Origin of the sequence: Adlercreutzia muris, from assembly GCF_041223505.1 — a bacterium.
GTDB classification, from domain to species: Bacteria; Actinomycetota; Coriobacteriia; order Coriobacteriales; family Eggerthellaceae; genus Adlercreutzia; species Adlercreutzia muris.
The window spans coordinates 243,197-266,268 of record NZ_JBCLQK010000001.1 but is presented as its reverse complement, the minus strand read 5'-3'; the positions used below and the strand labels follow the sequence as shown (position 1 = coordinate 266,268).

The 23,072-nt window shown below is 64.2% G+C and carries 21 protein-coding genes; 17 read left to right on the top strand and 4 right to left on the bottom strand.

All coding sequences use genetic code 11. The annotated features are described in order from the left end of the window. The first annotated feature begins 86 nt into the window (after positions 1 to 86). The 3 genes from AAK988_RS01030 (at position 87) to argF (ending at position 3,952) form a co-directional block, all read left to right on the top strand. A complete protein-coding gene (locus tag AAK988_RS01030) occupies positions 87 to 1,517 on the top strand; it encodes a YfcC family protein (RefSeq protein ID WP_151430913.1) in 1,431 nt (476 codons plus the stop codon). Between the two features lie 63 nt (positions 1,518 to 1,580). After that, positions 1,581 to 2,828, top strand: coding sequence for an arginine deiminase (locus AAK988_RS01025; protein ID WP_369873191.1), 1,248 nt, complete (start codon positions 1,581 to 1,583; stop codon positions 2,826 to 2,828). Between the two features lie 116 nt (positions 2,829 to 2,944). Continuing rightward, positions 2,945 to 3,952: an ornithine carbamoyltransferase gene (gene argF / locus AAK988_RS01020; protein WP_135970877.1), complete on the top strand. Its 1,008-nt coding sequence runs from the start codon at positions 2,945 to 2,947 to the stop codon at positions 3,950 to 3,952. A 146-nt stretch (positions 3,953 to 4,098) separates the two neighbouring features. On the opposite strand, the gene rhaM is transcribed toward argF, so the two are convergent. Both rhaM and AAK988_RS01010 read right to left on the bottom strand, forming a co-directional pair. After that, the gene (gene rhaM / locus AAK988_RS01015; protein WP_369873192.1) at positions 4,099 to 4,410 is read right to left on the bottom strand and encodes an L-rhamnose mutarotase; all 312 of its coding nucleotides are present in this window, start codon (positions 4,408 to 4,410) and stop codon (positions 4,099 to 4,101) included. Positions 4,411 to 4,577: 167 nt separating this feature from the next. Further along, positions 4,578 to 5,942, bottom strand: a complete 1,365-nt coding sequence (locus AAK988_RS01010; RefSeq protein WP_369880277.1) for a PFL family protein — start codon at positions 5,940 to 5,942, stop codon at positions 4,578 to 4,580. A gap of 291 nt (positions 5,943 to 6,233) precedes the next feature. On the opposite strand from AAK988_RS01010, the gene AAK988_RS01005 reads away from it, so the two are divergent. From AAK988_RS01005 to AAK988_RS00995, 3 genes are all read left to right on the top strand, one after another. After that, on the top strand, positions 6,234 to 6,359 hold the full coding sequence (locus AAK988_RS01005) for a helix-turn-helix domain-containing protein (RefSeq protein WP_321194147.1): 126 nt from the start codon (positions 6,234 to 6,236) through the stop codon (positions 6,357 to 6,359). A gap of 190 nt (positions 6,360 to 6,549) precedes the next feature. Then, the gene (locus AAK988_RS01000; protein ID WP_369880276.1) at positions 6,550 to 6,762 is read left to right on the top strand and encodes a helix-turn-helix domain-containing protein; all 213 of its coding nucleotides are present in this window, start codon (positions 6,550 to 6,552) and stop codon (positions 6,760 to 6,762) included. Between the two features lie 3 nt (positions 6,763 to 6,765). After that, positions 6,766 to 8,058: a HipA domain-containing protein gene (locus AAK988_RS00995; protein ID WP_369880275.1), complete on the top strand. Its 1,293-nt coding sequence runs from the start codon at positions 6,766 to 6,768 to the stop codon at positions 8,056 to 8,058. A 258-nt stretch (positions 8,059 to 8,316) separates the two neighbouring features. Here AAK988_RS00995 and AAK988_RS00990 read toward each other — a convergent pair whose 3' ends face one another. After that, a complete protein-coding gene (locus AAK988_RS00990; protein ID WP_369880274.1) occupies positions 8,317 to 9,924 on the bottom strand; it encodes an FAD-dependent oxidoreductase in 1,608 nt (535 codons plus the stop codon). Between the two features lie 213 nt (positions 9,925 to 10,137). On the opposite strand from AAK988_RS00990, the gene AAK988_RS00985 reads away from it, so the two are divergent. From AAK988_RS00985 to AAK988_RS00940, 10 genes are all read left to right on the top strand, one after another. Continuing rightward, positions 10,138 to 11,013: a LysR family transcriptional regulator gene (locus AAK988_RS00985; RefSeq protein ID WP_160324490.1), complete on the top strand. Its 876-nt coding sequence runs from the start codon at positions 10,138 to 10,140 to the stop codon at positions 11,011 to 11,013. Positions 11,014 to 11,187: 174 nt separating this feature from the next. Then, the gene (locus AAK988_RS00980; RefSeq protein ID WP_369880273.1) at positions 11,188 to 11,847 is read left to right on the top strand and encodes a carbonic anhydrase; all 660 of its coding nucleotides are present in this window, start codon (positions 11,188 to 11,190) and stop codon (positions 11,845 to 11,847) included. A 241-nt stretch (positions 11,848 to 12,088) separates the two neighbouring features. Further along, positions 12,089 to 13,060: an NrfD/PsrC family molybdoenzyme membrane anchor subunit gene (gene nrfD, locus AAK988_RS00975; RefSeq protein ID WP_160324492.1), complete on the top strand. Its 972-nt coding sequence runs from the start codon at positions 12,089 to 12,091 to the stop codon at positions 13,058 to 13,060. A gap of 84 nt (positions 13,061 to 13,144) precedes the next feature. Further along, positions 13,145 to 14,089, top strand: a complete 945-nt coding sequence (locus AAK988_RS00970; RefSeq protein ID WP_160324493.1) for a slipin family protein — start codon at positions 13,145 to 13,147, stop codon at positions 14,087 to 14,089. A 36-nt stretch (positions 14,090 to 14,125) separates the two neighbouring features. Next, positions 14,126 to 14,524, top strand: a complete 399-nt coding sequence (locus AAK988_RS00965) for a GntR family transcriptional regulator (RefSeq protein WP_016310655.1) — start codon at positions 14,126 to 14,128, stop codon at positions 14,522 to 14,524. A gap of 851 nt (positions 14,525 to 15,375) precedes the next feature. After that, a complete protein-coding gene (locus tag AAK988_RS00960) occupies positions 15,376 to 17,913 on the top strand; it encodes a molybdopterin-containing oxidoreductase family protein (protein WP_369880272.1) in 2,538 nt (845 codons plus the stop codon). 2 nt (positions 17,914 to 17,915) lie between these two features. Then, complete coding sequence (locus AAK988_RS00955) at positions 17,916 to 18,545, top strand: 4Fe-4S dicluster domain-containing protein (RefSeq protein WP_135971434.1); 630 nt, start codon at positions 17,916 to 17,918, stop codon at positions 18,543 to 18,545. Between the two features lie 18 nt (positions 18,546 to 18,563). Further along, positions 18,564 to 19,832 carry an NrfD/PsrC family molybdoenzyme membrane anchor subunit gene (gene nrfD / locus AAK988_RS00950; protein WP_369873198.1) on the top strand — a complete coding sequence of 423 codons (1,269 nt, stop codon included), beginning with the start codon at positions 18,564 to 18,566 and terminating at the stop codon, positions 19,830 to 19,832. A gap of 110 nt (positions 19,833 to 19,942) precedes the next feature. Further along, on the top strand, positions 19,943 to 20,305 hold the full coding sequence (locus AAK988_RS00945) for a hypothetical protein (protein ID WP_369873199.1): 363 nt from the start codon (positions 19,943 to 19,945) through the stop codon (positions 20,303 to 20,305). After that, the gene (locus AAK988_RS00940) at positions 20,302 to 20,733 is read left to right on the top strand and encodes a DUF4405 domain-containing protein (RefSeq protein WP_135971435.1); all 432 of its coding nucleotides are present in this window, start codon (positions 20,302 to 20,304) and stop codon (positions 20,731 to 20,733) included. The genes AAK988_RS00945 and AAK988_RS00940 overlap by 4 nt, the downstream gene beginning before the upstream one ends. 116 nt (positions 20,734 to 20,849) lie before the next feature. Here the strand turns inward: AAK988_RS00940 and AAK988_RS00935 are convergent, their stop codons facing one another. Then, positions 20,850 to 22,151 carry an LCP family protein gene (locus tag AAK988_RS00935; RefSeq protein WP_369873200.1) on the bottom strand — a complete coding sequence of 434 codons (1,302 nt, stop codon included), beginning with the start codon at positions 22,149 to 22,151 and terminating at the stop codon, positions 20,850 to 20,852. A 279-nt stretch (positions 22,152 to 22,430) separates the two neighbouring features. Between AAK988_RS00935 and AAK988_RS00930 the strand changes: the two genes are divergently transcribed. After that, on the top strand, positions 22,431 to 23,063 hold the full coding sequence (locus AAK988_RS00930) for a TetR/AcrR family transcriptional regulator (RefSeq protein ID WP_051190942.1): 633 nt from the start codon (positions 22,431 to 22,433) through the stop codon (positions 23,061 to 23,063). Positions 23,064 to 23,072: the final 9 nt, after the last annotated feature.

The following is a 23,072-nucleotide window of genomic DNA, read 5'->3' as shown; positions in this document are numbered from 1 at the left end:
GGCGCAGAGGCCGACCCCGGGGCCTGCCGTGGCGATGATGGCGCTGCGGACAAACCGATAAAACCGATCGAGAGAGGAGAGGTGCGATGAGGGAAAAGACAAAGCCCAAGTTCGCGGTGCCGCATACCTATACGATCATCTTTCTGCTGATGATCGTCGTCGCGGTTATGACGTGGATCGTCCCATCGGGCTCGTTCGCCACGACGGAGATAGACGGTCGCGAGGTGACGGTGGCGGGTACCTACGAGCAGATGGACAAGACCTTCGTCGATGGGGAAACGGGCAAGGAGGTGGACCTGCGCCAAGGTCCCGATGCCGTGCTCGAGGCGCCCATCGCGGGCATTATGGCTGCGGCCGAAGTGGTGGCCTTCGTGTTCATCGTCGGCGGAGCGTTCCAGATCATCACGGCCACCGGGGCCATCGATGCCGGCATGCGCCGGGTGGTGAGGCGCTTCAAGAGCAAGGACATCCTGGTCATTCCTATTGCCATGCTGCTGTTCGCCCTGGGCGGCTCCACCTTCGGCATGGCCGAGGAGACCCTGCCGTTCTTCGCCATATTCCTGCCCATCATGATAGCCATGGGGTTCGACTCGCTCACTGCGTTCATGATCGTGTTCATCGGCGCGAAGGCGGGCTACATCGCCTCTACGGTGAACCCCTTCAGCGTGCTCATCGCCCAGGGAGTGATCGGCATCACGGGCAACCCCCAGCTGTGGCTGCGCGCCATCATGTTCGTGGTGATCGTGGGCCTGTCCATCGGGTGGGTGGTGCTCTATGCGAGGAAAGTGCGCCGCAACCCCGAGCTGTCCCTGACCTACCATGACGACAAGCGCAAGCGCCTGGAAATGGGTGCTGTGGACGACGACACGCCGTTCACAGCCGCGCAGAAATGGATCCTCGTGGTGTTTCTGGCCGGCATGGGGCTCATCGTGTGGGGCCTGGTGACCCAGGGCTGGTACATGAGCGAGCTCTCGGCGGTCTTTTTGGCCATGGGCCTTATCGCCGGCATCGTGGCGCGATTCTCCCAGCAGAAGATCGCCCAGGAGTTCGTGGCGGGCTTGAAGGACTTCGCCTTCTCGGCCATCGTCATCGGCCTGGCCCGTGGTGTGCTCGTCATCGCCGACAACGGCATGATCATCGATACCATTCTGAACGCCATGGCCCTGGGGCTGGCCGATGTGGCGCCGGCGGTGTACACCACCATCCTGTACGTGGTGGAGAACCTGCTGACTATCCTGGTGCCCAGCTCGTCCAGCTTGGCGGCCCTCACCATGCCCATCTTCGGTCCCCTGACCGAGCTGGTGGGGCTGAACCCCGAGGGCGCGGTGACGGCCCTGTGCCTGGCCGAGCCGATGATGACCATCATCGCCCCCACGAGCGCCATCCTCGTCGCCGGCCTTGCGGTGTGCAAGATCAGCCTCGAGCAGTGGTGGAAGACCTGCTGGAAGTGGTGGCTGCTCATGAGCGTGGTGTGCATGGGCTTCACGGCCGTCTCGGCCATGCTGCCCGTGGCCTAAGCGCCCGAGGCACCCATTCCGTCGTTTCGCCGTATTATGAGAACAGACATGAGAGGAGAAGTCATGGCGAACAAGCCCATTCACGTGACCAGCGAGATCGGCGCCCTGCAACGCGTGGTGCTGCACCGCCCCGGTCGCGAGCTGGCCAACATGAAGGCCGATGAGTTCGAGAAGTGCTGGATCCACGACGCGTTCTACCTGGAGTACGCCCAGGAGGAGCACGATGCCTTCGCGAACATCCTGCGCGAGAGCGGGGCCGAGGTGCTCTATATGGAGGAGCTTCTGGCCGAGGCCATGGATACGCACCCGGCGGCCCGGGCGGCCTTCTTGGACGAGTACATGGCCCAGGCGCCCATTCCCGACCCGCAGCTTGTTCCCCTCGTGCGCGCGAAGCTGGACGCCATCGAGGATAATCGGGATCTGGTGGACAAGGCCCTGGCGGGCATGCGCCTGCACGAGCTCGATTTGGCCCGCGGGCCGCGCACCCTGGCGCGCCTGGAGGGCGACGGCCTTGCCCCCGACGACTTCGTCGTGTACTCCATGCCGTCGAGCTACTTCTCCCGCGATCCCATCGCCTCCATCGGCACGGGCGTGGCCCTGCACCGCATGTACTACAACCAGCGCAACCGCGAGGTGCCCTTCTACAAGACCTTCCTCACCTACCACCCCGATTTCGCCGGCACGCCGTTTTGGTACGACAATCACAGCGCGGCCCACATCGAGGGCGGCGACGTGCTGAACATCAACGAGACCACCCTGGCCGTGGGCATCTCCGAGCGCACCGAGGCGGCGGCCATCGACACGCTGGCCCGCAACCTGTTCTGGGGCGAGCAGCCTTCGGCCATCGACACGGTGTACGCCATCAAGATTCCCTTTGGCTACGAGACCATGCACCTGGACACCGTGTGCACTCAGATCGACTACGACAAGTTCACGGTGTACCCGGGCATGTACGACGCGCTGCACGCCTATCGCCTGCGCAAGGGCGACAACCCCGGCGAGGTGGCCGTGGACGAGCTGGACGGCTCGCTCAAGGAGATTTTGCAGATGGCCACGGGTGTCGACGACGTGATGCTCATCGAGTGCGGCGGGGGAGACCCGGTGGAGGCGTCCCGCGAGCAGTGGAACGACGGCTCCAACACCCTGGCCATCGCCCCGGGCAAGGTGTGCGTCTACGAGCGCAACGTGGTGACCAACGCGGTGCTCGACCGCGCGGGCGTCGAGCTGTGCATCGTGCCTTCCGAAGAGCTCTCCCGCGGCCGGGGCGGCCCGCGCTGCATGTCCATGCCCTTCGCCCGCGCCGATATCTAGGCGCCTCTTCGAGGGAGGGGCGCGGCCCCGGTCGGCCTTTGTGCCGGCGCCGGCCGGGGCTGCGGTCGCCCTCCTTTCCCCGTTGTTCCCCCCGTCTTCAAGAAAAGGTGATTTCCATGCCGCTCAATCTTTCTGGAAAGCATTTCCTCACCCTGCTCGACTTCACGCCCGAGCAGATCCACTACCTGCTGGATCTGTCCCGCGACTTCAAGGCCATGAAGCGCGCCGGCATTCCGCACCGCTACCTGGAGGGCAAGAACATCGTTCTGCTGTTTGAGAAGACCTCCACGCGCACCCGCTGCGCCTTCGAGGTGGGCGCTATGGATTTGGGCATGGGCGTGACCTATCTGGATCCTGGCTCCTCCCAGATGGGCAAGAAGGAGTCCATCGAGGACACCGCCCGCGTGCTCGGCCGTATGTATGACGGCATCGAGTACCGCGGCTTCGAGCAGGCCGTGGTGGAGGATCTGGCCGCCAACGCCGGCGTGCCGGTGTGGAACGGACTCACGGCCCAGTTCCATCCCACCCAGGCCCTTGCCGACATCCTCACCATGCAGGAGGAGTTCGGCCCCGATCTGCGCGGGCGCAAGCTGGCGTTCTTCGGCCAGGTGGGCAATACCGCCTCCTCGCTGCTGGTCATCTGCGCCAAACTCGGCATCGATTTCGTGCAGGTGGGGCCCCAGGCCGATGTTCCCGGCAATCGCACCTACCGCCCCGAGCTGTGGGAGGCCTGTCAGAAGTTGGCCGCCGCAAGCGGGGCGACGCTCTCGGTGACCGATGACATCGACGAGGGCATCGCCGGCGTGGATGCCGTGTACACCGACGTGTGGGTGGGCATGGGCCAGCCGGCCGAGCTGTGGCGCGACCGCATCGCGCTCTTGGAGCCCTATCGCGTGACTCGGGAAGTGATGGCGAAGGCCAAGCCCGAGGCCATCTTCCTGCACTGCCTGCCCTCGTTCCACGACACGAATACCACCATCGGGGCCGAGATCGCCGAGCAGTTCGGCGTGACCGAGATGGAGGTGGAGGACGCCGTGTTCGAATCGGACGCCTCCCGCGTGTTCCAGGAGGCCGAGAACCGCATGCATACCATCAAGGCGGTCATGTACGCCACCCTGCGTTAGGAGAGCCCCTGCCATGGCCCAGGGCCCGCACCGGTGCGATGGTGCGGGCCCTGGGCCTTTTCAGCGGGGTGTTCTTCCCCATTCTGGTGGCTCTGCAATCGGAGGCCCGGACTGGGAGGCGCGGGCCTCCATCTGGCCCGGGCCGACTAATCCAGGTGGAACAGCACGGGCAGGTCAACCGAGACGGGAGAGTTGTCCTCGTTGGTCTCCATGATGTCGGCCATGAAGTCCCACCATTTGCGGTTGATGGCCGTGTCGGCCCCGGCGGCCCACCGCTCAGGATCGTCGATCTCGATGTAGCCGAACAGCGTGAGCGTGTCCGGGTCCAGCGCGATAGTGTAGTTGCGGCCCCCGTGGGCGTGGATCATATCCACCATCTCGGGCCGCAGCTCGTTGTGGCGGCGCTCGTATTCCTCTTCCATGCCGGGGTAGAGCTTCATCTTGAACGTCTTGATCATGGGTGCTCCTTCTGCGCTCCTTCGCGATTGCCGGATACACCCAGTATAGGAAGCGGCCCGCCCTCCGAAGGGGAGGACGGGCCGTTGATGCGACGCTGTAGGATTTCTCGGGCTTGCGAGCATCAGAGCCGCAGGCTGGGAAGCCGGGGAGACGAAAGGAACGCCCCCTAGTTCTTCAGCGAGTTCAAGGGTGCGGGCATGCGTCCGCCGCGGTGGGCGAACACGGTGCCGGCATAAGGGTTCACGGGCATGACCGGGGCATAGCCCAGAAGACCGCCGAAGTCCAGCCGGTCGCCCACCTGCTTGCCGATGGCGGGAATGAGGCGCACGGCCGTGGTCTTGTTGTTGATCATGCCGATGGCGCACTCGTCTGCGATGATGCCGAAGATGGCCTCTTGGGTGGTGTCTCCCGGCACGGCGATCATGTCCAGGCCCACGGAGCACACACACGTCATGGCCTCCAGCTTCTCGATGGAAAGCGCCCCGTCCTCGGCGGCGCGGATCATGCCGGCGTCCTCGGACACGGGGATGAAGGCGCCCGACAGGCCGCCCACGGAAGACGACGCCATGACGCCACCCTTCTTCACGGCGTCGTTGAGCATGGCGAGCGCTGCGGTAGTGCCCGGGCCGCCGCACTGTCCCACGCCGATGGCCTCCAAGATTTCGGCCACGGAGTCGCCCTCGGCGGGCGTGGGCGCGAGCGACAGGTCCAGAATGCCCTGCTGCACGCCGAGGCGGCGGCTCGCCTCGCGGGCCATGAGCTCGCCGGCGCGGGTGATCTTGAAGGCCGTGGCCTTGATGGCCTCGGCCACGGTGGTAAGGTCGGCCTCCTTCGGCAGGTCGGCCAGCACCGCGCGCACCACGCCGGGGCCCGACACGCCCACGTTCACCACTTCGTCGGCCTCGCCGGATCCGTGGAAGGCGCCGGCCATGAAGGGGTTGTCCTCCACGGCGTTGCAGAACACTACGAGCTTGCCGGCGCCGATGCACTGCCGATCGGCGGTCAGCTCGGCGGCCCGCTTCACGATGCCGGCCATCAGATAAGCGGCGTCCATGTTGATGCCGGCCCGGGTGCTGCCCACGTTCACGCTGGCGCACACGCGGTCGGTGGTGGCCAGCGCTTCGGGAATGGAGTTCATGAGCTTGTGGTCGGCCCGGGTGGCGCCCTTGTGCACGAGGGCCGAGAAGCCGCCGACGAAATCGACGCCCACCTCGGCCCCGGCGCGGTCCATGGCCACGGCGATGGGGGAAAGATCGTCGGCGGTCACGGCGGCGCAGATCTCGGCGATGGGCGTGACTGAGATGCGCTTGTTCACGATGGGAATGCCGAACTCACGCTCGAGCTGCTCGGCCGTGGGCACCAAATGCTCGGCGGCGGTGGTCATGCGGTCGTACACCTTGCGGGCCAGCGCGTCCACATCGGCGTCCACGCAGCCGCGCAGGTTGATGCCCAGTGTGATGGTGCGGATGTCCAGGTTCTGCTTGGACACCATGGCCAGTGTCTCGGCAACTTCAGCAGGGGTGATCTGCATAGTGGCTCCTCGTGTTCCTCGCCCGCGATTGCGGCCTGCGTTCGGGCCGCCGCGCCTGTGTTCCACGGCGCTCCTCGCGCCGTAGCCTTTCCGTATTCGCACAGTGTAGCAAACGGGAAAGCGTCTCGGGCGCCCGAGCACGCAGACGGTGCCCGCCGACTGATGGGAAGAGTGGCCTTTCGCCTGCGGGATGCGTATCAACCTAAAGTTGCGCCATAGTTGCTGGTGCTTTGCGGGGACGATGCTAGGATGGCTTGTGTATCGAAGTTGGCGACGCGAGAAGGGTGACGTATGAAAATTGCAGGGATTTCCAAATGGGAGAAGGGCGCGAGCGACCCCTCTACCCACAATCTGCTCGCTCTAGCAAAGCTCTACGGCGTGGACGCCGCCGACTTGTTGCACTCGGTAGCAGCGTAGCCCCCGCTTTTCAACGTGCGTTGAAATCCTAGGATCTTGCCATGAAATTTCAACGTACGTTTATACCGAGCAATTATCACGATCGCAATAATTCATGTACATCGTGGTCAAATTATTCCGTTCGCGATAATTTCAAGAGGAAATTCTGGTATTATCCCGTTCGCAATAATTTCTGACGATGGGATGCGCTATGGCTATCCGCAATGCAAAAGAGTTCGGGCAAGCGATACGGGATCGCAGGAAGAAGCTCGGGTACACTCAAACCGAGCTGGCGGAGGTCTGCGATGTGGGCATCATGTTCGTCTCGCAGCTTGAGGGCGGCAAGCCGACGGCACAGTTGGAAAAGGCTATTCGCGTCGCCAACCGCGTGGGCCTCGACCTCAATTTCCGGGAACGGGGGTAGCCCATGCGTATGGCGGTATTCGGGGAAATCGAGGGGGGGCGCCGCCGCGTCGGCACCCTTGAAACGGTTCCCGGACGCGAGGAGCAGTTCTCCTACGACTCTGCATTTTCCGAACGGTATCTTGCGGCGCCGCTGTCAGTGGCGCTTCCGTTCCAAGAGGAGCCTTATCCTGCACGGAAGGTGCGTCCATTTTTTAGGAACCTTCTGCCCGAAGGTGCTGCTTTGGCGGCGGTGGCGAAGAAGCTGGAAGTGAAAAGCTCGTCGTACCTCAAGGTGCTCGCCGCGCTGGGTAGAGAGTGTATCGGCGCCGTGGTGCTGGAGCGAGAGGACGGCAAAGAATCGGAGGCGGATTACGGCTACGAGCCGCTCTCGCGCGAAACCGTAGGAACTGCCTTTCGCGAAGGAGCTGAGGGAGTGGCTCAGCTGCAAGAGGAGGCAAAGCTGTCTCTTGCTGGCGCCCAGTCGAAGATGGGCCTGTATCTTGAGCGGGAAAACGGCGTAGCCCGCTATGCGCTGCCCCGCGGGAGCGCTCCTTCGACGCATATCGTAAAGGCGTCGAGTCGGCGTTTCGAGCAATTGAGTGAGAACGAGCATTTCTGCCTGCGCGTGGCTGAATCGGTCGGGCTCGACGTCCCTGATTCGTTCATTGACGTTATCGAGGGGCAGCCGCTTTTCGTTATCGAGCGATTCGATCGAAAGGTGCTGTCCGGGGGCGATAAGCGCGCTGACGCCGATTTTCATCCCGTGGTGCGGATGCATCAGGAGGATTTCTGCCAGATACTGGGGCTCTTGCCCGAGCGCAAATACGAAACGGGGAGCGTTCGCTACGCCAAGCGCGTAAGCGACGAGATAGCCGCGCGTTCGACTGACCCCGTGAGGGATCTGCAAGCGTTCGCGAAGTTGCTCGTGTTCAACGCCGTCGTAGGCAACTGCGATGGGCATCTCAAGAACATCACTGCGCTGCGGGGCGCCGATTGGCGTGCGTTTGAGCTCGCGCCTGTCTATGACGTGGCTTCCACGGTAGTCTATCAGGGCCTCGACCGTTCCATGGCGATGCGCGTTGGGCGTACGAACAAGATCGACGAAGTGGAACGTGATGATTTTCTCATGCTTGGCGAGGAGCTGGCGCTTTCCAAGAAGGTCATGGTGCGCCTGATCGACGAGGTGTGCGAGGGTGCATTGCAGTCGATGCCCGGCATCGTTGCCGACATGGAGAATGGCCTGAACCGTCCGCTTTCCAAATTGGCGGACATAGAGCGCTTCGCTCGCGACCAGATCGACCGGCTGGGCGCGTAACATGGCGCGGTTCCAAAAGGCGGTCGGGCGAAAGACGGGCCGGGAGATAGCGCTGGTCACCGCCGATGAGATAAGCGGCGCCAATCCCGCCGCCATTGAGCGAGAGGGGGGTTGTGGCCTATTGCGCCGATCGGGATATTCGCCTGGCGGCCACACGGCAAAGCACGACAGCCGAAGCGGGAGGGTTCTTCCCCGAAAGCAATCGGGGCCCGCGCGGGGCCCCGATGGGGAGGACGGTAAGTGGGCTTCCCCAGGCTTTTACGACAGCGCGGCCGCCTCGCCGGCCAGGTAGCCGTGGGTGGCGGCCAGGCCGTTGGAGCCGCCGTGGAGCAGCGATTCGTAGCTGGCGCCGAAGCGATAGCCCACGGTGTTGCCGCCAGCGTACAGGCCGGGGATGGGGTCGTGGTTGGCATCGAGCACCTGCAGCTTGTCGTTGCAGCGTACGCCGGAGAGGGTGCAATAGAACAGGTACTGCATCTTCCACGCCTGGAAGGGGCCGTCGTCGATGGGGTCCAGATAGCGGGCCGCCTTCATATAGTCGGTATCGGCACCCGCGCTGCACAGCTCGTTGTAGCGCTCGACGGTGGCGGTGAGCGTGTCGGGGTCGAGCCCGATCATCTCGGCCAGCTCGGCGATGGAATCTGCCTCGTAGTGCTCGTTTTCCTCGATCTTGAACATCTCGGCGGCCATCGCGCGGTCGTAGCCGAAAGACGAGGGCATCTCGAAGTCGTTGGTGGGGATGATCTGCCATATGACGCCGTCGTGGCCCGGCTGGTCGGCGACGATGTGGGCTGAAGTGAGGAGCGAGGTGCACTCGTTCATGAAGCGCTCGCCTTTGGAGTTTACCAACAGGTAGGGGAACGAGCGCCAGCCGGTGGTCTGCCAGGAGGCCCAGGAGCAGATCTCTTCCATCTCGGCGCCGGCCCAGCACAGCATGCGATGGCCCAGTCCGTCATCCATCTCGGTATCGGTCACCGGATCCTCCCCCATGTAGGCCTCATAGGCGTTGTTGGCCAGCGCCCACTCGGCGAAGTTCTTCGGGTAGAACCGGCGCATCATGGCCTCGTTGCCACCGAAGGAACCAGTGCACATGATGACACCCTTGGCGGCCTTGAAATAGACGGGCTCGCCGTTCTCGTTAGTGGCCACAACGCCGGTGACGCGACCAGACTCATCCTGCACGAGCACTTCGGCTTTGGTGCGGTAGTAGGTTTCCACGCCTTTGTCTTCCAGGAACTGATGGATGTTGTGGGTGAAATCGGTGAGGATATCCGTTTCCGAGAAGGCTACGCCGGTGCTGATGTAGGACGTAATCTCCTGACTGGGATCGGGGAAGATGCCCTCGAGGCTGATGGGCGCGTAGTACTGCTGATAGGGCTCTAGGAAGTCGGTCCGCAGATTGTCCAGCACCTCGCCGGAGCGCTCGCACCACAAGGCATTCAGGCGCATGTCGGAACGGTACTGAGTGAGGTTGAACATGGCGTTTGCCGTCTCCACGGGATCGTACTTCGGCAGGCCCGCCTCCAGCTGGGTTTGCGCATTGAGGAAGGAAATGGTCATGCCGCCGATGTGGGGCGATGCGTTGCGCTCGATGACCGTGACGGCGGCTCCGTTGCGCATTGCTCCATAGGCGGCCATGGAGCCGGCCAGCGCCGACCCCACGACGAGCACCTCGCACTCGATGGTTTGGGTGCAATCGTCGGGCGAGAGGGCCGGAGCGGTTCCGAGCCAGTCGTCGGTGCCGGTGGCCGGCAATTCGCTGGAAGGCGCGGGGGCGCTCGGGGCGCAGCCGGCTAGCCCGGCCAGGCCGGCCGCGGCGGTTCCGGCGGCACCGAGCTTCAAGAAGTTTCGACGAGAGATACTCATGGTCCTCCTCCGTAGGCTATGAGGCGCTCGGTGCGTGGGGCTCCGAGTCGTCTGCGGTTTACTGGTGGCGCTATTGTGGCGTGGAAACGAGGAATTCGGGAATCAGCGAATTGTTGCCCTCTTTCAACAAGGTGCGTACTTGCGTGGCTGCGGTCCGAGGGACTATGCTTGAATGGTCTGCAATGAAGGGGCGGGGGCTGTATGGATACGAGGGTGTTCGCCTATGTGGCGAAACTTGCCGATACGGGTAGTTATGCGCGTGCGGCTCGAGAGCTATTCATCACCAAGCAGGGGCTCGCAAGCGCTATCGAACGCTTGGAGCGCTCGCTTAACGTGCCCCTGTTCGAAGCGGATCACAAGGGGGTGCGGCTAACAGAGTACGGGGAGGTCTTCTGCGCCTTCAGCCGTGCGTTTCTCGATCGTCAGAAAGCCATGAGCGAGGAGATCGAGTTGTTACGCCGCCGCGAGGAGCGTTCGGTGACGCTCGCTGCTTCGACGGGACTATTCAACGTGATCACGCGGGAGGATATCTGCGCCTTCGATGAAGAGAACGCCTTCGGGGCCTCGGTGGAGATATTGCGGGCGGTGCTCGATGGCGATTGCGAGGCTATGCTTTTAGAGAAGGCGTGTGACTTCGCGCTGTTGAATGACCCTATCCAAAATGAGCGCATTGCCAGTGTTCCTCTGCATCGAGACTCGATGTTCTTCTGGGTCGACGCCGCGCACGCCTTGGCTCAGCGAAAGACGGCGCGCCTGGCCGATGCGGCAGGGTGCGAGGTGGCCTGCCTCTCTCCCGATGAGTATGTGTCTCTTGCGCCCGTTGTGGAGCGTCTTCGCACCGAGGCGCCGGATTGCCGCATCTTTTATGCCGATCAGATGATCGAGGTCCTTGAGCGAGCTCTTGAGCGCAGGGCGCTCGCTATAACCGTGCGTTCCCATGTGGGCTCCTTTCCTCACGAGGGTTTTGTGGGCGTGCCCATTGAAGACGCTTCCTGGGGATTTTCCATTGCCTACCGGTGCGATCGCTCGTTGAGCCTGTGGGACGAGGCGTTTCTGGCGCATCTGTCCAGTCTGGCCGTCTTCTGCTGACGGGCCGCCTTATCGCGTCGGAGCTTCGGCTTTTGGAAGCGCGCGAGGGGCGCGTCGGCGGCAAGCGAGTCGGCTGTCTTCTCGGCCCGCTGGTAGATGCATTCTTTTCTGCAGCGCCCTTTCGGGCCATGATGGAATGCGACAAGAAGACCCAGCAGCAAAAGAGGAACGGCAATGAATGAGAACGAGGAAGCAATGATGGCGGACGAGCGTGAGGCGATGACGGCCATGGCCTATACGGCCGACGACTACGATGTCGATGCCCATGTGGGAGCGCATGAGGCGTTGCGACGGCTGCGGGACGGCAACCGCATCTACGTGGCGGCCCTCGACCACGAGCGCGATCTGTCGCCTGAGCGCATCCAGGACCTGTTCGAGAACGGGCAGCGTCCCTTCGCCTGCATCATCACCTGCGCCGACTCGCGCGTGGTGCCCGAGCACATCTTCATGACGGGCTTAGGCGAGTTGTTCGTCATCCGCGTGGCCGGCAACGTGGTGGGGCCGGTGGAGCTGGCCAGCGCCGTGTACGCCTGCGAGCATTTGCACACGCGGCTGCTGCTGGTGCTAGGGCACACCCACTGCGGCGCCATCAAGGCGGCCCTCGACGGCGAGCGCGGCTACGTTGCGGCCATCACCGAGCGCATCTCCGAGGCCTTGGGCGACGTGCGCGACCCTTATGCGGCCAGCGTGGTGAACGCCCGGGCGGCTGTGGCCGAGCTGGAGGCGAGACCCGAGCTTGCCCGCCTGGCCGCCGAGGAGGGCCTGGAAATCCGCTGCGCCGTCTACCACACCCACTGCGGTGTCGTGGACTTCCTGGAAGGCGCGGCCGGCTAGGGCTCAGCCGCCCTCGGCATCGCCGCAACTTCCAAGACGGTCGCGGGGCGTGCCGATGCGCGAAGCGGGGAAGGCGCCCTGTGCCCGTCATAGGCGCCCGCCGGCTTCGCATGCTGGGTGCAGGCCCTCTCGTTTGGGAAGAGGATTATCGTAATGGCTTGCGATAAAGTGATAGAGGGGATACACTGGCGGCAATGACATTCGCGTCCATGCGCAGAGCGCGGGAAGGCGGGGGAGAGGGTTGTTCAGCGAGCTTGCCGTGGCCTACCTGTTCTTCGGCGGAGCGGGTGCGGGCGCGTGTGTGGTCTTGGGCGTTCTGGAATGCGCCAACATCGGCCGCTACGGCGCACTGCCGAGCGGGCGCGCCTCAGGAGTGATGCGGGCGTGCTCGTCCCGCTGGGCGCGGCGCCTGCGGGTTCCCCATGAGCTCCTGTCGCGCGGCTGGGTGCTGTGCCTGATTCTGCTGGGCGCCGGCTCGCTCTGCCTGCTGGCCGACGCCGGCCGTCCCGAGCGCGTGGCGGCCTTGTGGCTCGCGCCGCGCTTCTCGGTGGTCACGGTGGGCGCCTGGGCCCTGCTGGCATCGAGCGTCGCGGCTGCGTTCTTCGCGGCGGCGTCGAACGGGCTGGGGGCGCGCCTGCGCCCGGCCCCGGTGCTCGCGGCCGCGATCTTCGCCGTTGCGACCGGGTTTGTCACGGCGGCGTACACGGGCGTGCTCTTGGGCTCGCTTCCCTCGGTGCTCGCCTACCGCACGGGGGTCTTGCCGATCCTGTTCCTGCTGTCGAGTCTCTCGTGCGGTGCGGCCGTGGTGTTCGTCGCGGCGTCCCTCGTCGACTCGCGCCTGCCCTTCGGCTCGGCGCTGCGAAGGCTGGGGTGCGCCGATCGCGTCATCATCCTCGCCGAGGCGGCGCTGCTGGCGCTGTTCGTCGGGGGTCAGCTGGCCGACGGGGCGATGAGGGCCGGCGCCTCGGCCCTTATCGCCGGCGACGGAGCTGTGCTGTTCTGGGTGGTGCTGGTTCTCGGCGGCCTGGCCGCTCCTTTCGTCTTGGAATGGGGCTATCCGATGGGCGATGGCCGCGTGAAGGGCCTTTGGATCGCCTTCTGCATCCTGATGGGCGCTGCGGCGCTGCGCGCGGGCGTGGTCGGGCTGGCTGCCTTCGATATTTCCCAAACGCCCGAGCTCGCATTCCAGCTGGCTGCCGCTATGCCGGGTTGAGCTGCAGGGGGGGAGTACGCAATTTCGGAACGGATTGAGAGGAAGGGATAGACGATGTTCGGCAGTACGAGAAGCAAGAGGACCATGCGCACCGAGCGGGAGGCTGCCTGCGGTCCTTGGAGCGACAACGAGGCCGAGATGCTTGCCGCCACGTCCTATGTGCCGCGCAAATCGTCGCGCAACGGGGCGCTCGTGTTCAGCGTCGCGGTATTTCTGGCTGCCGGTGCGGCGGTGCTCGCCTGCGGCATTGCCTTGGAGGCGCGCGTTTCCCTCGCATGTATTCTAGGTGCGCTGGCCGCGGCGCTCGTGGCGGCCTCGTCTTTGCACATCGCCCTGGGATGGGAGAAGGTAGTGGTGCTGCGCCTCGGCAAGCTGCACCGCGTGGTGGGGCCCGGCTTCTACGGCACTATCCCCATTCTGGAGTACGGCACCATTCGCGTGGATCAGCGCACCATCGCCACCCCCTTCCGCGCCGAGCGCACGCTCACGGCCGACCTCGTGCCCGTGAACATCGACGCGGTGCTGTTCTGGGTGGTGTGGGATGCCGAGAAGGCCTGCGTGGAGGTGGAAGACTACTACGCGGCCATCTCGTACCTCGCCCAGACGTCCCTGCGCGAGGCCGTGGGCCGCTCCACTGTGGCCGAGGTGGCCTTGCGCCGCGATCAGCTGGACACCGAGATCAAGGCCGACATCGAGAAGGAAGCGGCCAGCTGGGGCGTGGACATCATCTCGGTAAAAGTGCGCGACATCGTCATTCCTCCCGATCTGCAGAACGTCATGTCCCTAGAGGCCCAAGCCGACCGCGAGCGCAACGCTCGCATGACCGTAGCCAGTGCCGAAGCCGACCTGGCTGAGATGCTCACCGAGGCGGCCCAGGTCTATGGTGATCCGGAAGCGGCCCTGAAGCTGCGCACTATGCTCATGCAGTACGAGACCGTGAAGGAATCGGGCAGTGCGGTGGTGACCGTGCCCACGGCCGTGAGCGATGGTTTTGCGGAAGGGGTTTGCCGCGAGAGTGCCAGAGTCTGATAGGATACTGCCGTACCTCCCAATGAAAGAGAAACCATGAGCGCCCTCGAAACCTTTGCCCTCGACCATACGTCCGGCCTGCCCGTCTGGATCCAGATCAAGAACCGCATCGCCTACCTCATCGGCTCCGGTGCCTACGGGCCCGGCGACCGCCTGCCCACGGTGCGGGCGCTGGCGGTGGATCTGGACATCAGCTACAACACGGTGAACCGGGCCTACATGGACTTGGAGCGCGAGGGCTACATCTCCACCCGCAAGGGCCGGGGCACGTTTGTGGCCGAGCGCCACGACCTGGGGGCGCGCACCGCATCGGATTCTCCCATCGAGCTCGTGATCGACGACATGATCCGCGTCTGCGCGAACGCCGGCCTTGCCGATGATGACATCGTGGCCATGGTAGAGGCCCGCCTGGCCCACCGCGACCTTATGCGCTAGGTCGGCCACGCTCGGTGGCTGACTTGCGAAGAAGAGGGGAGCGTCGGCCGCGTTCGCGGTGGCCTGCGGCGCCAATCCCCCGTTTTTGGCAGGCATAGAAAGTTGGTGGCCGACCCGCTCCTGCCCGCCACCGGCACCAAACCCCCCGTTTTTGGCAGGCGTAGAAAGTTTCCCGTCAAAAACGGGCCGTTTGGTGTCATTTTCCCTACCGAAAAACGTGGGTTTGGCATTTGTGTTCGACAAAATCCCAGGTCGCAACTAAGCCAAGCGAAGTTCCACGACACCAAACACACTGTTTTTGGCAGAAACGAGAGAGCCTGTGTCAAAAATAGCGAATTTGGTGCTTTCAATCGACGTGGAAGGGGAGAATTCCACTCTCTTCTGCCCCGCTCTACTCCACGTGGAGCCGTCCGCCCGTCTCTCCCCCGCGCCGCTCCGCTCCGCCTCCCCCCGCTCTGCCTTGCCTGGGCCCATTCCGCCCCTTGCCATGCTTTGGGGCGCGTTCTCTTTCCAGCAACTCTCACCGTCGCGCCTCATCGCCGAGCCTCTCTTCCTCGCAGGCGCCGTTCTCTGCGCCCATGCTGCTCTCTCGGCTCCACCGTCGTTCGTTTTCACTCATTGTCACAAAAAATTGCGACAATGTCTTTATTATCGCAATACATTGTGATAATATGGCGCCATGGGAATTTGGCCAATTCTTATGGAGAAGGAACTGGGCGTGTCAGGCTCGGTTCCGGGAGAAGGGGCCGGGCGTGTCAGGTCCGGTTCCGCAGGAAGGGGAGTCTGCTCCTGGCGGCGCCAAGGAGATGGCGGCACGGGAAGCACGTCCCCGAATTACATGAGGAGGAAAGATGACAGAGGCATATCGTGCTGCCAGCGGGCTCACGCGCCGAAGCTTTCTCAAATCAACCGGTGCTGTGGCAGCGGCCGCCGCTGCCGGGAGCGCGGGGCTGTTTGCGACGAGCGGTGTGGCCCAGGCGGTGGCCTACGAGGCGGGGCAGACTGAGGGCGACGGCGAGCAGATTTTCTGCGGCGTGTGCCGCGGTAACTGCTCCGGCACTTGCAAGCTGAACTTGCATGTCGTCGACGGTAAGATCGTCAAGACATCCAAGCGCTCCTTCAACTCGTTCCCCGACGGCCGCGTCGATCGTATCTGCCTGCGGGGTCTGAGCCAGGTCTACAACGTGTACGGGCCCAACCGCATCCAGTATCCCATGCGCCGCGTAGGCGAGCGCGGCTCCGGCGAGTGGGAGCGCATTACCTGGGAAGAGGCCATCAAGGAAATCACCGACGAATGGAAGCGCATCCAAGCGGAATACGGCGAGCAGGCCATCGCCTACACGCGCGGTTCGGGCAACTTGGGCGCTATCAGCGGCGTGGCCTCGCCCATGTACAACGTCTTCTTCAACAAGATCAACGCGAGCATGATCAAGATTGCTCGCGACCAAGCCAACACCCGCGGCATCAACCGCGTGGTGGGCAATCTGGGCGATTGGGTGCTCAACGACCCTTCCGACTTCAAGAACGCGAAGACGCTGTTCGTGTGGGGCGCCAACATCACTGACGCCCAGATTCACGACTGGCATTTTGTGGCCGATGCCCAGGATGCCGGCACCAAGCTGGTGGTCATCGATCCCATCATGACCCAACTGGCCGCTCGCGCCGACATGTGGGTTCCAGTGAAGCCCGCCACCGATGCCGCCCTGGCACTGTCCATGATGCACGTCATGGTAACCGAGGACGCGGTGAACAAGCCCTTCCTGCGCGACTCCACCTGCGCGCCGTTCCTCGTGCGCAGCGATACCGGCAAGTTCCTGCGCATGAGCGATTTGGGCGTGGAGCCTGAGGTGATCGAGGTGGAGGCAGGTGCCGTGTCGGCCGCTTCCAGCGAGAACAAGGGCGCCCAGGTGGGAAAGGCGAAGACCGTTCAGAAAATCATCGATCACCCGGCGGTGCTCGATGCCGATGGCGCGGTGAAGAGCCTGTCGGAGGCCGTCGACCCGCAGCTGAACGGTACCTACGACTTCAACGGCGTTTCCTGCCGCACGGCCTACGACCTGCTCGTAGAGGACATCATGGAGTACGCGCCGGAGAAGGCCCAGGACATCTGCGACGTTCCCGCCGAGACCATCGTGGAGCTGGCCCATCTGGCCCTGGACGGCCCCTGCACCCATCGTTTGGGCTGGGGCTCCAATTCCTACACCAACGGCGTGCATGCGGCCCATGCCAACATCACCATGGCGGCGCTCACGGGTCAGATCGGCTATCCGGGCGCCGGCACCGGCGTCGGTGACTTCAAGGCCTGCTGGGGCATCAATGCCGTGGTGAAGGGCATGACGGCAGCGAAGTATCCCATGATTTCGGCGCTCGCGCTGCCGGAGATCATGCGCACCGACAAGTGGAAGGGCGAGGATTACCCCATCCGCTCTCTGTACGTGTATGCTGGCAATCCCGTGTCCAACCAGGTGAACACCAACGAGTACATCAACGACGTCATCGGCAACATGGATCTGTACGTGGTAGCCGACTACACCTTCACCGATACGGTGAAGTACGCCGACATCGTGCTGCCGGCCTCCCATTGGTTCGAGCAGCAGGAGCTGGTGCCCATCTCCGCCACCCAGTGCTTCCTCCACAGCGAGAAGGCCATCGACCCGCTCTACGAATCCAAGAGCGACTTCGAGATCCTGAAGCTTCTGGCGGCGGGCATGGGGTACCCGGACCTCATCGATCTGACCGAGGACGAGTACATGTCCCAGGTGGTGGATACGCCGGCCCTGGGTGCTCTCGGCATCACCTACGATGCCATCAAGGAGAACGAGGACATGTACTGGTATGCGGAAAAGCCCTGGATTCCCTGGAAGAACGCCGAGTTCCGCACCGAGTCGGGCCGCATGGAGTTTTACGTGGAGAACCCCACCGTGCAGTTCGACGTGGGCCAGGAGTTCGACGAAGACCGCGAGCACCTGCCCCGCTACTTCAATCCCACCGAGGCTTACGAGGGCAGCCCCACCTGGGACAAGTACAAGCTCATCCTGCTGTCCGAGCGCCCGCGCTTCCGCGTGCATTCTATGTGGTCGGACAACGGCTACCTGCGCGAGCTGGATCCAGAGCCCACGATCAAGATGAACCCGGCCGATGCCGAGGCCCGCGGCATCGCCGACGGCGATTACGTCGAGGTGTACAACGATCGCGGCCATTGCGTGGCCCGGGCGGTGTTCAACGAGGGCATTCGCCCGGGGTGCATGGTGTACCCCAAGAGCTGGCAGCAGCACCAGCACAAGGCGGGTTGCTGGTCCGAGCTTCTGACGAGCGAGTACGATCCCGTCGGTGTAAACGAGAGCTATTTCGACAACCTCGTCGAAGTGCGTGTCTGGAATGAGGAATAGCCATGGCTGAGAGCAAACTGGTTATGCTGGTGGACACCAAGCGGTGCATCGCCTGCAACTCCTGTGCCGTCGCCTGTAAGGTGGAGAACAATCTGCCCAAGGATGTGTGGTGGAACCGCGTGATGACGGTCGGCGGCCCGCATCTGGATGCCCCGAGCGGCACCTATCCCAATCTGGAAATGTACAACGTAACCGTGGCCTGCCAGCACTGCGAGAACCCGGCCTGCGTGAAGGTGTGTCCCGTGGGCGCCACCTACAAGGATCCCGAGACCGGCGTGGTGCGCCAGGATTATGACAAGTGCATCGGCTGCCGCATGTGCATGTCAGCCTGCCCCTATAACGGCGTGCGCTCCTTCAATTGGGAGGAGCCGGCCTACCATCTCGACTTCCCCGTGGGCGATCAGGATGTGGCGCCCCACCAGAAGCACGTGGTGGAGAAGTGCACCTTCTGCTGGCACCGGCTGGCGAAGGGCCTGGCGCCGGCGTGCGTCGAGGCGTGCTCGGCCCGGGCCCGCATCTTCGGCGACGCGAGCGACCCCGACTCCGAGGTGTCGCGCAAACTGAGGGAGCGGTCGGCCATGCGTCTTTTGGAGGATCGCGAGACGGAACCGTCCGTGTACTTCCTCCAGTAATGGGAAAGGAGTTGAACTATGTCTGAGTATACACAGGGCGGTGCCCTCGCCAACGACGACCTCGATTTCTCGGCGCCCCGTGGGCGGGATCATGCTGCCGAGCGCTCGACGGCTGCGGTGAAGAGCCCGGCGTTGAACGTGGCCATCGGCGTGAGCGCCGTGGCGGTGCTGGCCGGGCTGGCGCTGTGGTTTATGCAGCTGACCGGCGGCATGGTGCAGACCGCCATGCGCAACCTCGACAGCTGGGGCCTCTACATCACGGGATTCATGTTCTTCGTGGGCCTGTCGGCAGGCGGCCTCATCATCTCGTCGGTGCCCAAGGCCCTCGGCATCCGCGGCTTTGGCGGCATCTCGAAGGTGGCCGTGTTCTCGTCCATCGCCTGCACGGTGGTCGCCATCGGTCTTGTGGTAGTGGATATGGGCCAGCCCTTCCGCGTGTGGGAGCTGTTCGTGTACTCCAATCTGGGCAGCCCGCTCATGTGGGACATCATCGTTTTGGCCACCTACCTCATCCTGTCGTGCGTGTACCTGTGGGCGCAGATCCAGGCCGAGCGCGGCAAGGTCAGCGCCGTGGCGCTGCGCATCGTCTCGGTGATCGCGCTCGTCACTGCCGTGCTCGTGCACTCGGTGACCGCCTGGATCTTCGGCCTGCAGCAGGGGCATGAGATGTGGCACACCGCCCTTCTGGCTCCCTGGTTCGTGTCCTCGGCCCTGGTGTGCGGCACAGCGCTCGTGATGGCTGTGGTCATCGGGTTGCGCCGTGCGGGCTACCTGGAGGTGGAGCAGGGCAACGTGGTGCGCTTGGCCAAGCTCCTCGGCGCCTTCGTGCTGGTGGACCTGTACTTCTTCGGCTGCGATCTGCTCACCGAGGGTTTCCCGGGCGGTGCCGGCGCTGAAGTGGTGGCCCTGCTGACCCAAGGCCCCCTGGCTCCCTACTTCTGGTTCGAGATCGTCGGGTGCGCCGCGTGCGCCGTCATCTGCCTGACCCCGGCCCTGCGCCGCAACGGGCTTTTGGTGGCGGCCTCCTTGCTGGCCATCGCGGGCATCTTCTGCAAGCGCGTGCAGCTGCTGGTGGGCGGCTTCCAGATCACCAACCTCGATCTGCCCTTCGCGATGAACTCCATGAGCGTCACCTATGCCGACGGCACGCTCGCGGATGCCTACGCGAACCTCGTCTATTGGCCCACGCCGCTGGAGTTCGGCGTGACGCTGGGGGTGGTGGCCCTCGGGTTCCTCATCTTCTTCCTGGGCCTGAAGTTCCTTCCCCTGCGACCCGCCGAGAAGTAACTCCTTCTCGGATACGGACCAGATTCACCCGATTCGGCCCGTATCTCCGGTATGCGGGCCGTCTGCCGTGGGGCGGGCGGCCCTTTTCTTTCGAGGGAGGAAGGAGCCCTATGAGGAAGATCGTTGCGACGGTGGCGGTGTTTCTGCTGGCAGGCGCATGCGTTATCGGCGCAGTGGCTCTCGCGAGGCCCGATGCGCTGAGCGTGCGGCCCGTCACAGCCGAGTCGCCCTGTCCCGTGGCAGGGTGCGCCTCGGGGGCGTGCCACGGCTTCGACGATGTGCCCGAGCCCGACGGCGTGCACGAGATGACCTGTCCGGAGGCCTCGTGCGCATCGGTGGAATGCCATGGCTGGGAGTCGCTCTCGTCGCGCTATCACCAGGCATCGGATGCGAGTCTGAACCTGTGGATTCTCATGCCGGTGGCCCTTGTGGTGGCGCTTATCGGCATCGTGGGAAAGGTGGGCAGGTCATGAGAATGCTCATTGTGGATGCCCTGGCGCTGGCCCTGTACCTCGTGGTGTCGTTGCCGGCGCTGACGGGGATCGGGCTGCACGAGTGGCTGGGGCTCGGCGTGGGGCTCGCCCTGCTCGTCCACAGCGCCCAGCACATCGATTTCGTCGGGCGCCTCCTGTCCGGCCGCCGATCCCTGCGCGCCATGGGTCGCGTCCTGCTGGATGCAGCGCTCGTGGTCGCTGTGGTGGTTGCGGTGCTCTCGGGCCTCATGGAGTCGGGCGCGGTGCTGCCGGCGCTCGGCCTGTATGCCGAGGGGTACTATTTCTGGGGGCCGCTGCACGCCGCCTCCGCTAAGGTGCTCCTCGCCCTTCTGGTGGTGCACGGGGCGCTCAACATCGGCACGCTGCGCCGCCTTGTCCAGCGCGCCCGCGCAGGGGAGGGGGAATAGGGGGCTGGCTCCCCCTCGGTGGGGCAGGTGCGGAGCAAAGCGCCCCGGGCGGTTCGCGGAGAGCCGTCCGGGGCGCTTGGGCTTTCGGGCAGTGGGGCGTCCAGCGGCCGACGACGCTACTCGGCGGCCTTCACATCGTCGGTGGTCAGGGCGCCTTCGAGCAGCCCCTCGTAGTCCTGGGGGCTGCGGGCGTTGGTGGCAGCGCCCAGTTCGGTGTCGCTGGCCTGGGGCTCGGGGATCTCAATATCGGTCTCGGCCGGATCGAGGCCCGCGTCCACGCGGCGCATCATGTCCTGCCACTCCTTGTACTGGGTGCCTACATAGCTGATGCCGTCCTGGTTCAGGGTGTAGCTGGGGCAGGCCGCCGAGTACATGGTCATGCCCTTGTCCTTGAAGGTGAGGGCCAGATTCACCAGGTCGCTCACGGAGTAGTCGGTGGTCACGCACCGGGCGAGGGATTCCACCATGCCGGGAATCTCGGTGGGGGAGGCGTCGAGCACCTTCTTCACGATGGCCTCGATGATCATGCGCTGGGCCTGGGCGCGGGAGAAGTCGCCGCCGGAGACCGCATGGCGCTCGCGGGCGAAGGCCAGGGCCTCGTCGCCGTTCAGGGTCTGTTCGCCGGCCTCTATGGTCAGCCCGCTCGTGTCGGAATAGAAGCCCTCGGGCACGTTCACCTCGATGCCACCCAGCTCGTTCACCACATCCTTCAGCTCCTCGAAGTGCACCTCCACGTAGTGGGTAATGGGCACACCGGCGAAGGTGGACAGCGTTTTCACCGCCTCGGAGGGGCCCCCGAAGGCGTAGGCGGCGTTGATTTTCTGGGTGCCGTGGCCCTCGATCTCGATCATGGTGTCGCGGGGCACCGACACGAGGTCCACCACGCCCGTGTTCGGATCGATGCGGGCGAGCATGGTCACGTCCGAGCGGCTGGCGGTCTCGCCCTTGCGCGCATCGCTGCCGAAAATGCCCACATAGTAAGAGCCGTCCGTGGCCTTCGGGGCTGCCAGCTGCTCCTTCAACTCCATCTTCTCGGTCTCGTCCATGGATTGGATAGTGCTGTTGATGCCGTTCAGGTAGAGGGCCGCCGCGGTGCCGGCACCGATGAGCACCACGGCCAGGGCTCCCACGATGCCCAGGGCGATTTTCTTACCGCGGCTCTTCTTGCGGGCCGCCTTGGCCCGGGCCAGGCTGTCTCTGGCCGCGAAGCTGCGGGAATGGCTTTCGGGGGCCACGGGGCTCGGGGTGGCGGAAAAGCCGGTGCCGTCGAAGGCTGATCGGGTCCGACTGCGGCCGGCGCTGCTCCCATAGCCGCTGGAAGAGGAGCGGCTGTAGGCGGAGAGGTCGGCGGAATGGGCCCCACGCCGGCGGTTGCCGGAGGGCAGCGGGGCGGAGTGTTTTCCAGGTCTATGTGCCATAGGGTTCGGCGCCGCGCGCCTGCCTCCTTACTGGGCCGTAAAGGTTGAGTGCGATACTTCAAGATACCAGGAAAGCGGCCTTCGCGGGCTCTTTTTGACGGAATCCCTATCTTGCTGAACGAAACGCAAGGGCGCCGCAGAGGGAAAACAGGGTTCCTTTGCGGGTGTTTAGACGTTGCGTCAAGGCGCTTCAGTCGGTACAATGCCCGTTAATGGACACACTGTTCATTATTGTTCATCCTGTTGAAATGAGGGAACGTGGGTACTGCCGCACTGGAAATGCTGCCCGCCGAATCGCTGGCTCCGCCCGCTCCGGGCGAGGATCGGCGCATCACCCGCTCGAAGCGGGCCCTGCGCGGGGCGCTTATCGCGCTCATCGAGGAGCGGGGACTAGACGCCATCACGGTGAACGACCTGTGCGAGCGGGCCGATCTGAACCGGGGTACCTTCTACAACCATTTCCACGATAAGGAAAACCTGCTGACCGCGCTGGAGAACGAAGTGCTGGCCGAAGTTGCCCTGCTGCAGGCCCGGATGCAGAGCGTCACCCTCGGCGACATGCTGGCCTTCCGGGTGGCCGGTCGCCCGGTGCCGGTGCTCGTGGACCTGTTCGAGTACCTGCGCGGGGAAAGCGATTTTTTGCGGGCGGTGCTCGGCTCCGGGGGCGATGTGCGCTTCGGGCCGCGGCTGCGTGAGGCGGTGTGCGAGAACCTCGTGCAGAACATCTTGCACGAGAAGTACCGCACGAACCCCACCCCCTTCGTGTGCTACTACGTGGCCTTCTACGCCTCGGCCTACTTGGGAATCATCGCCCGATGGGTCGAGAACGGCTGCCCTGAGACTCCCGAGGAAATGGCCCGCATCGCCATGCGCCTTCTGTTCATCACGCCCGGCGAGCCTATCGAGCTGTAGGCCCCAGAA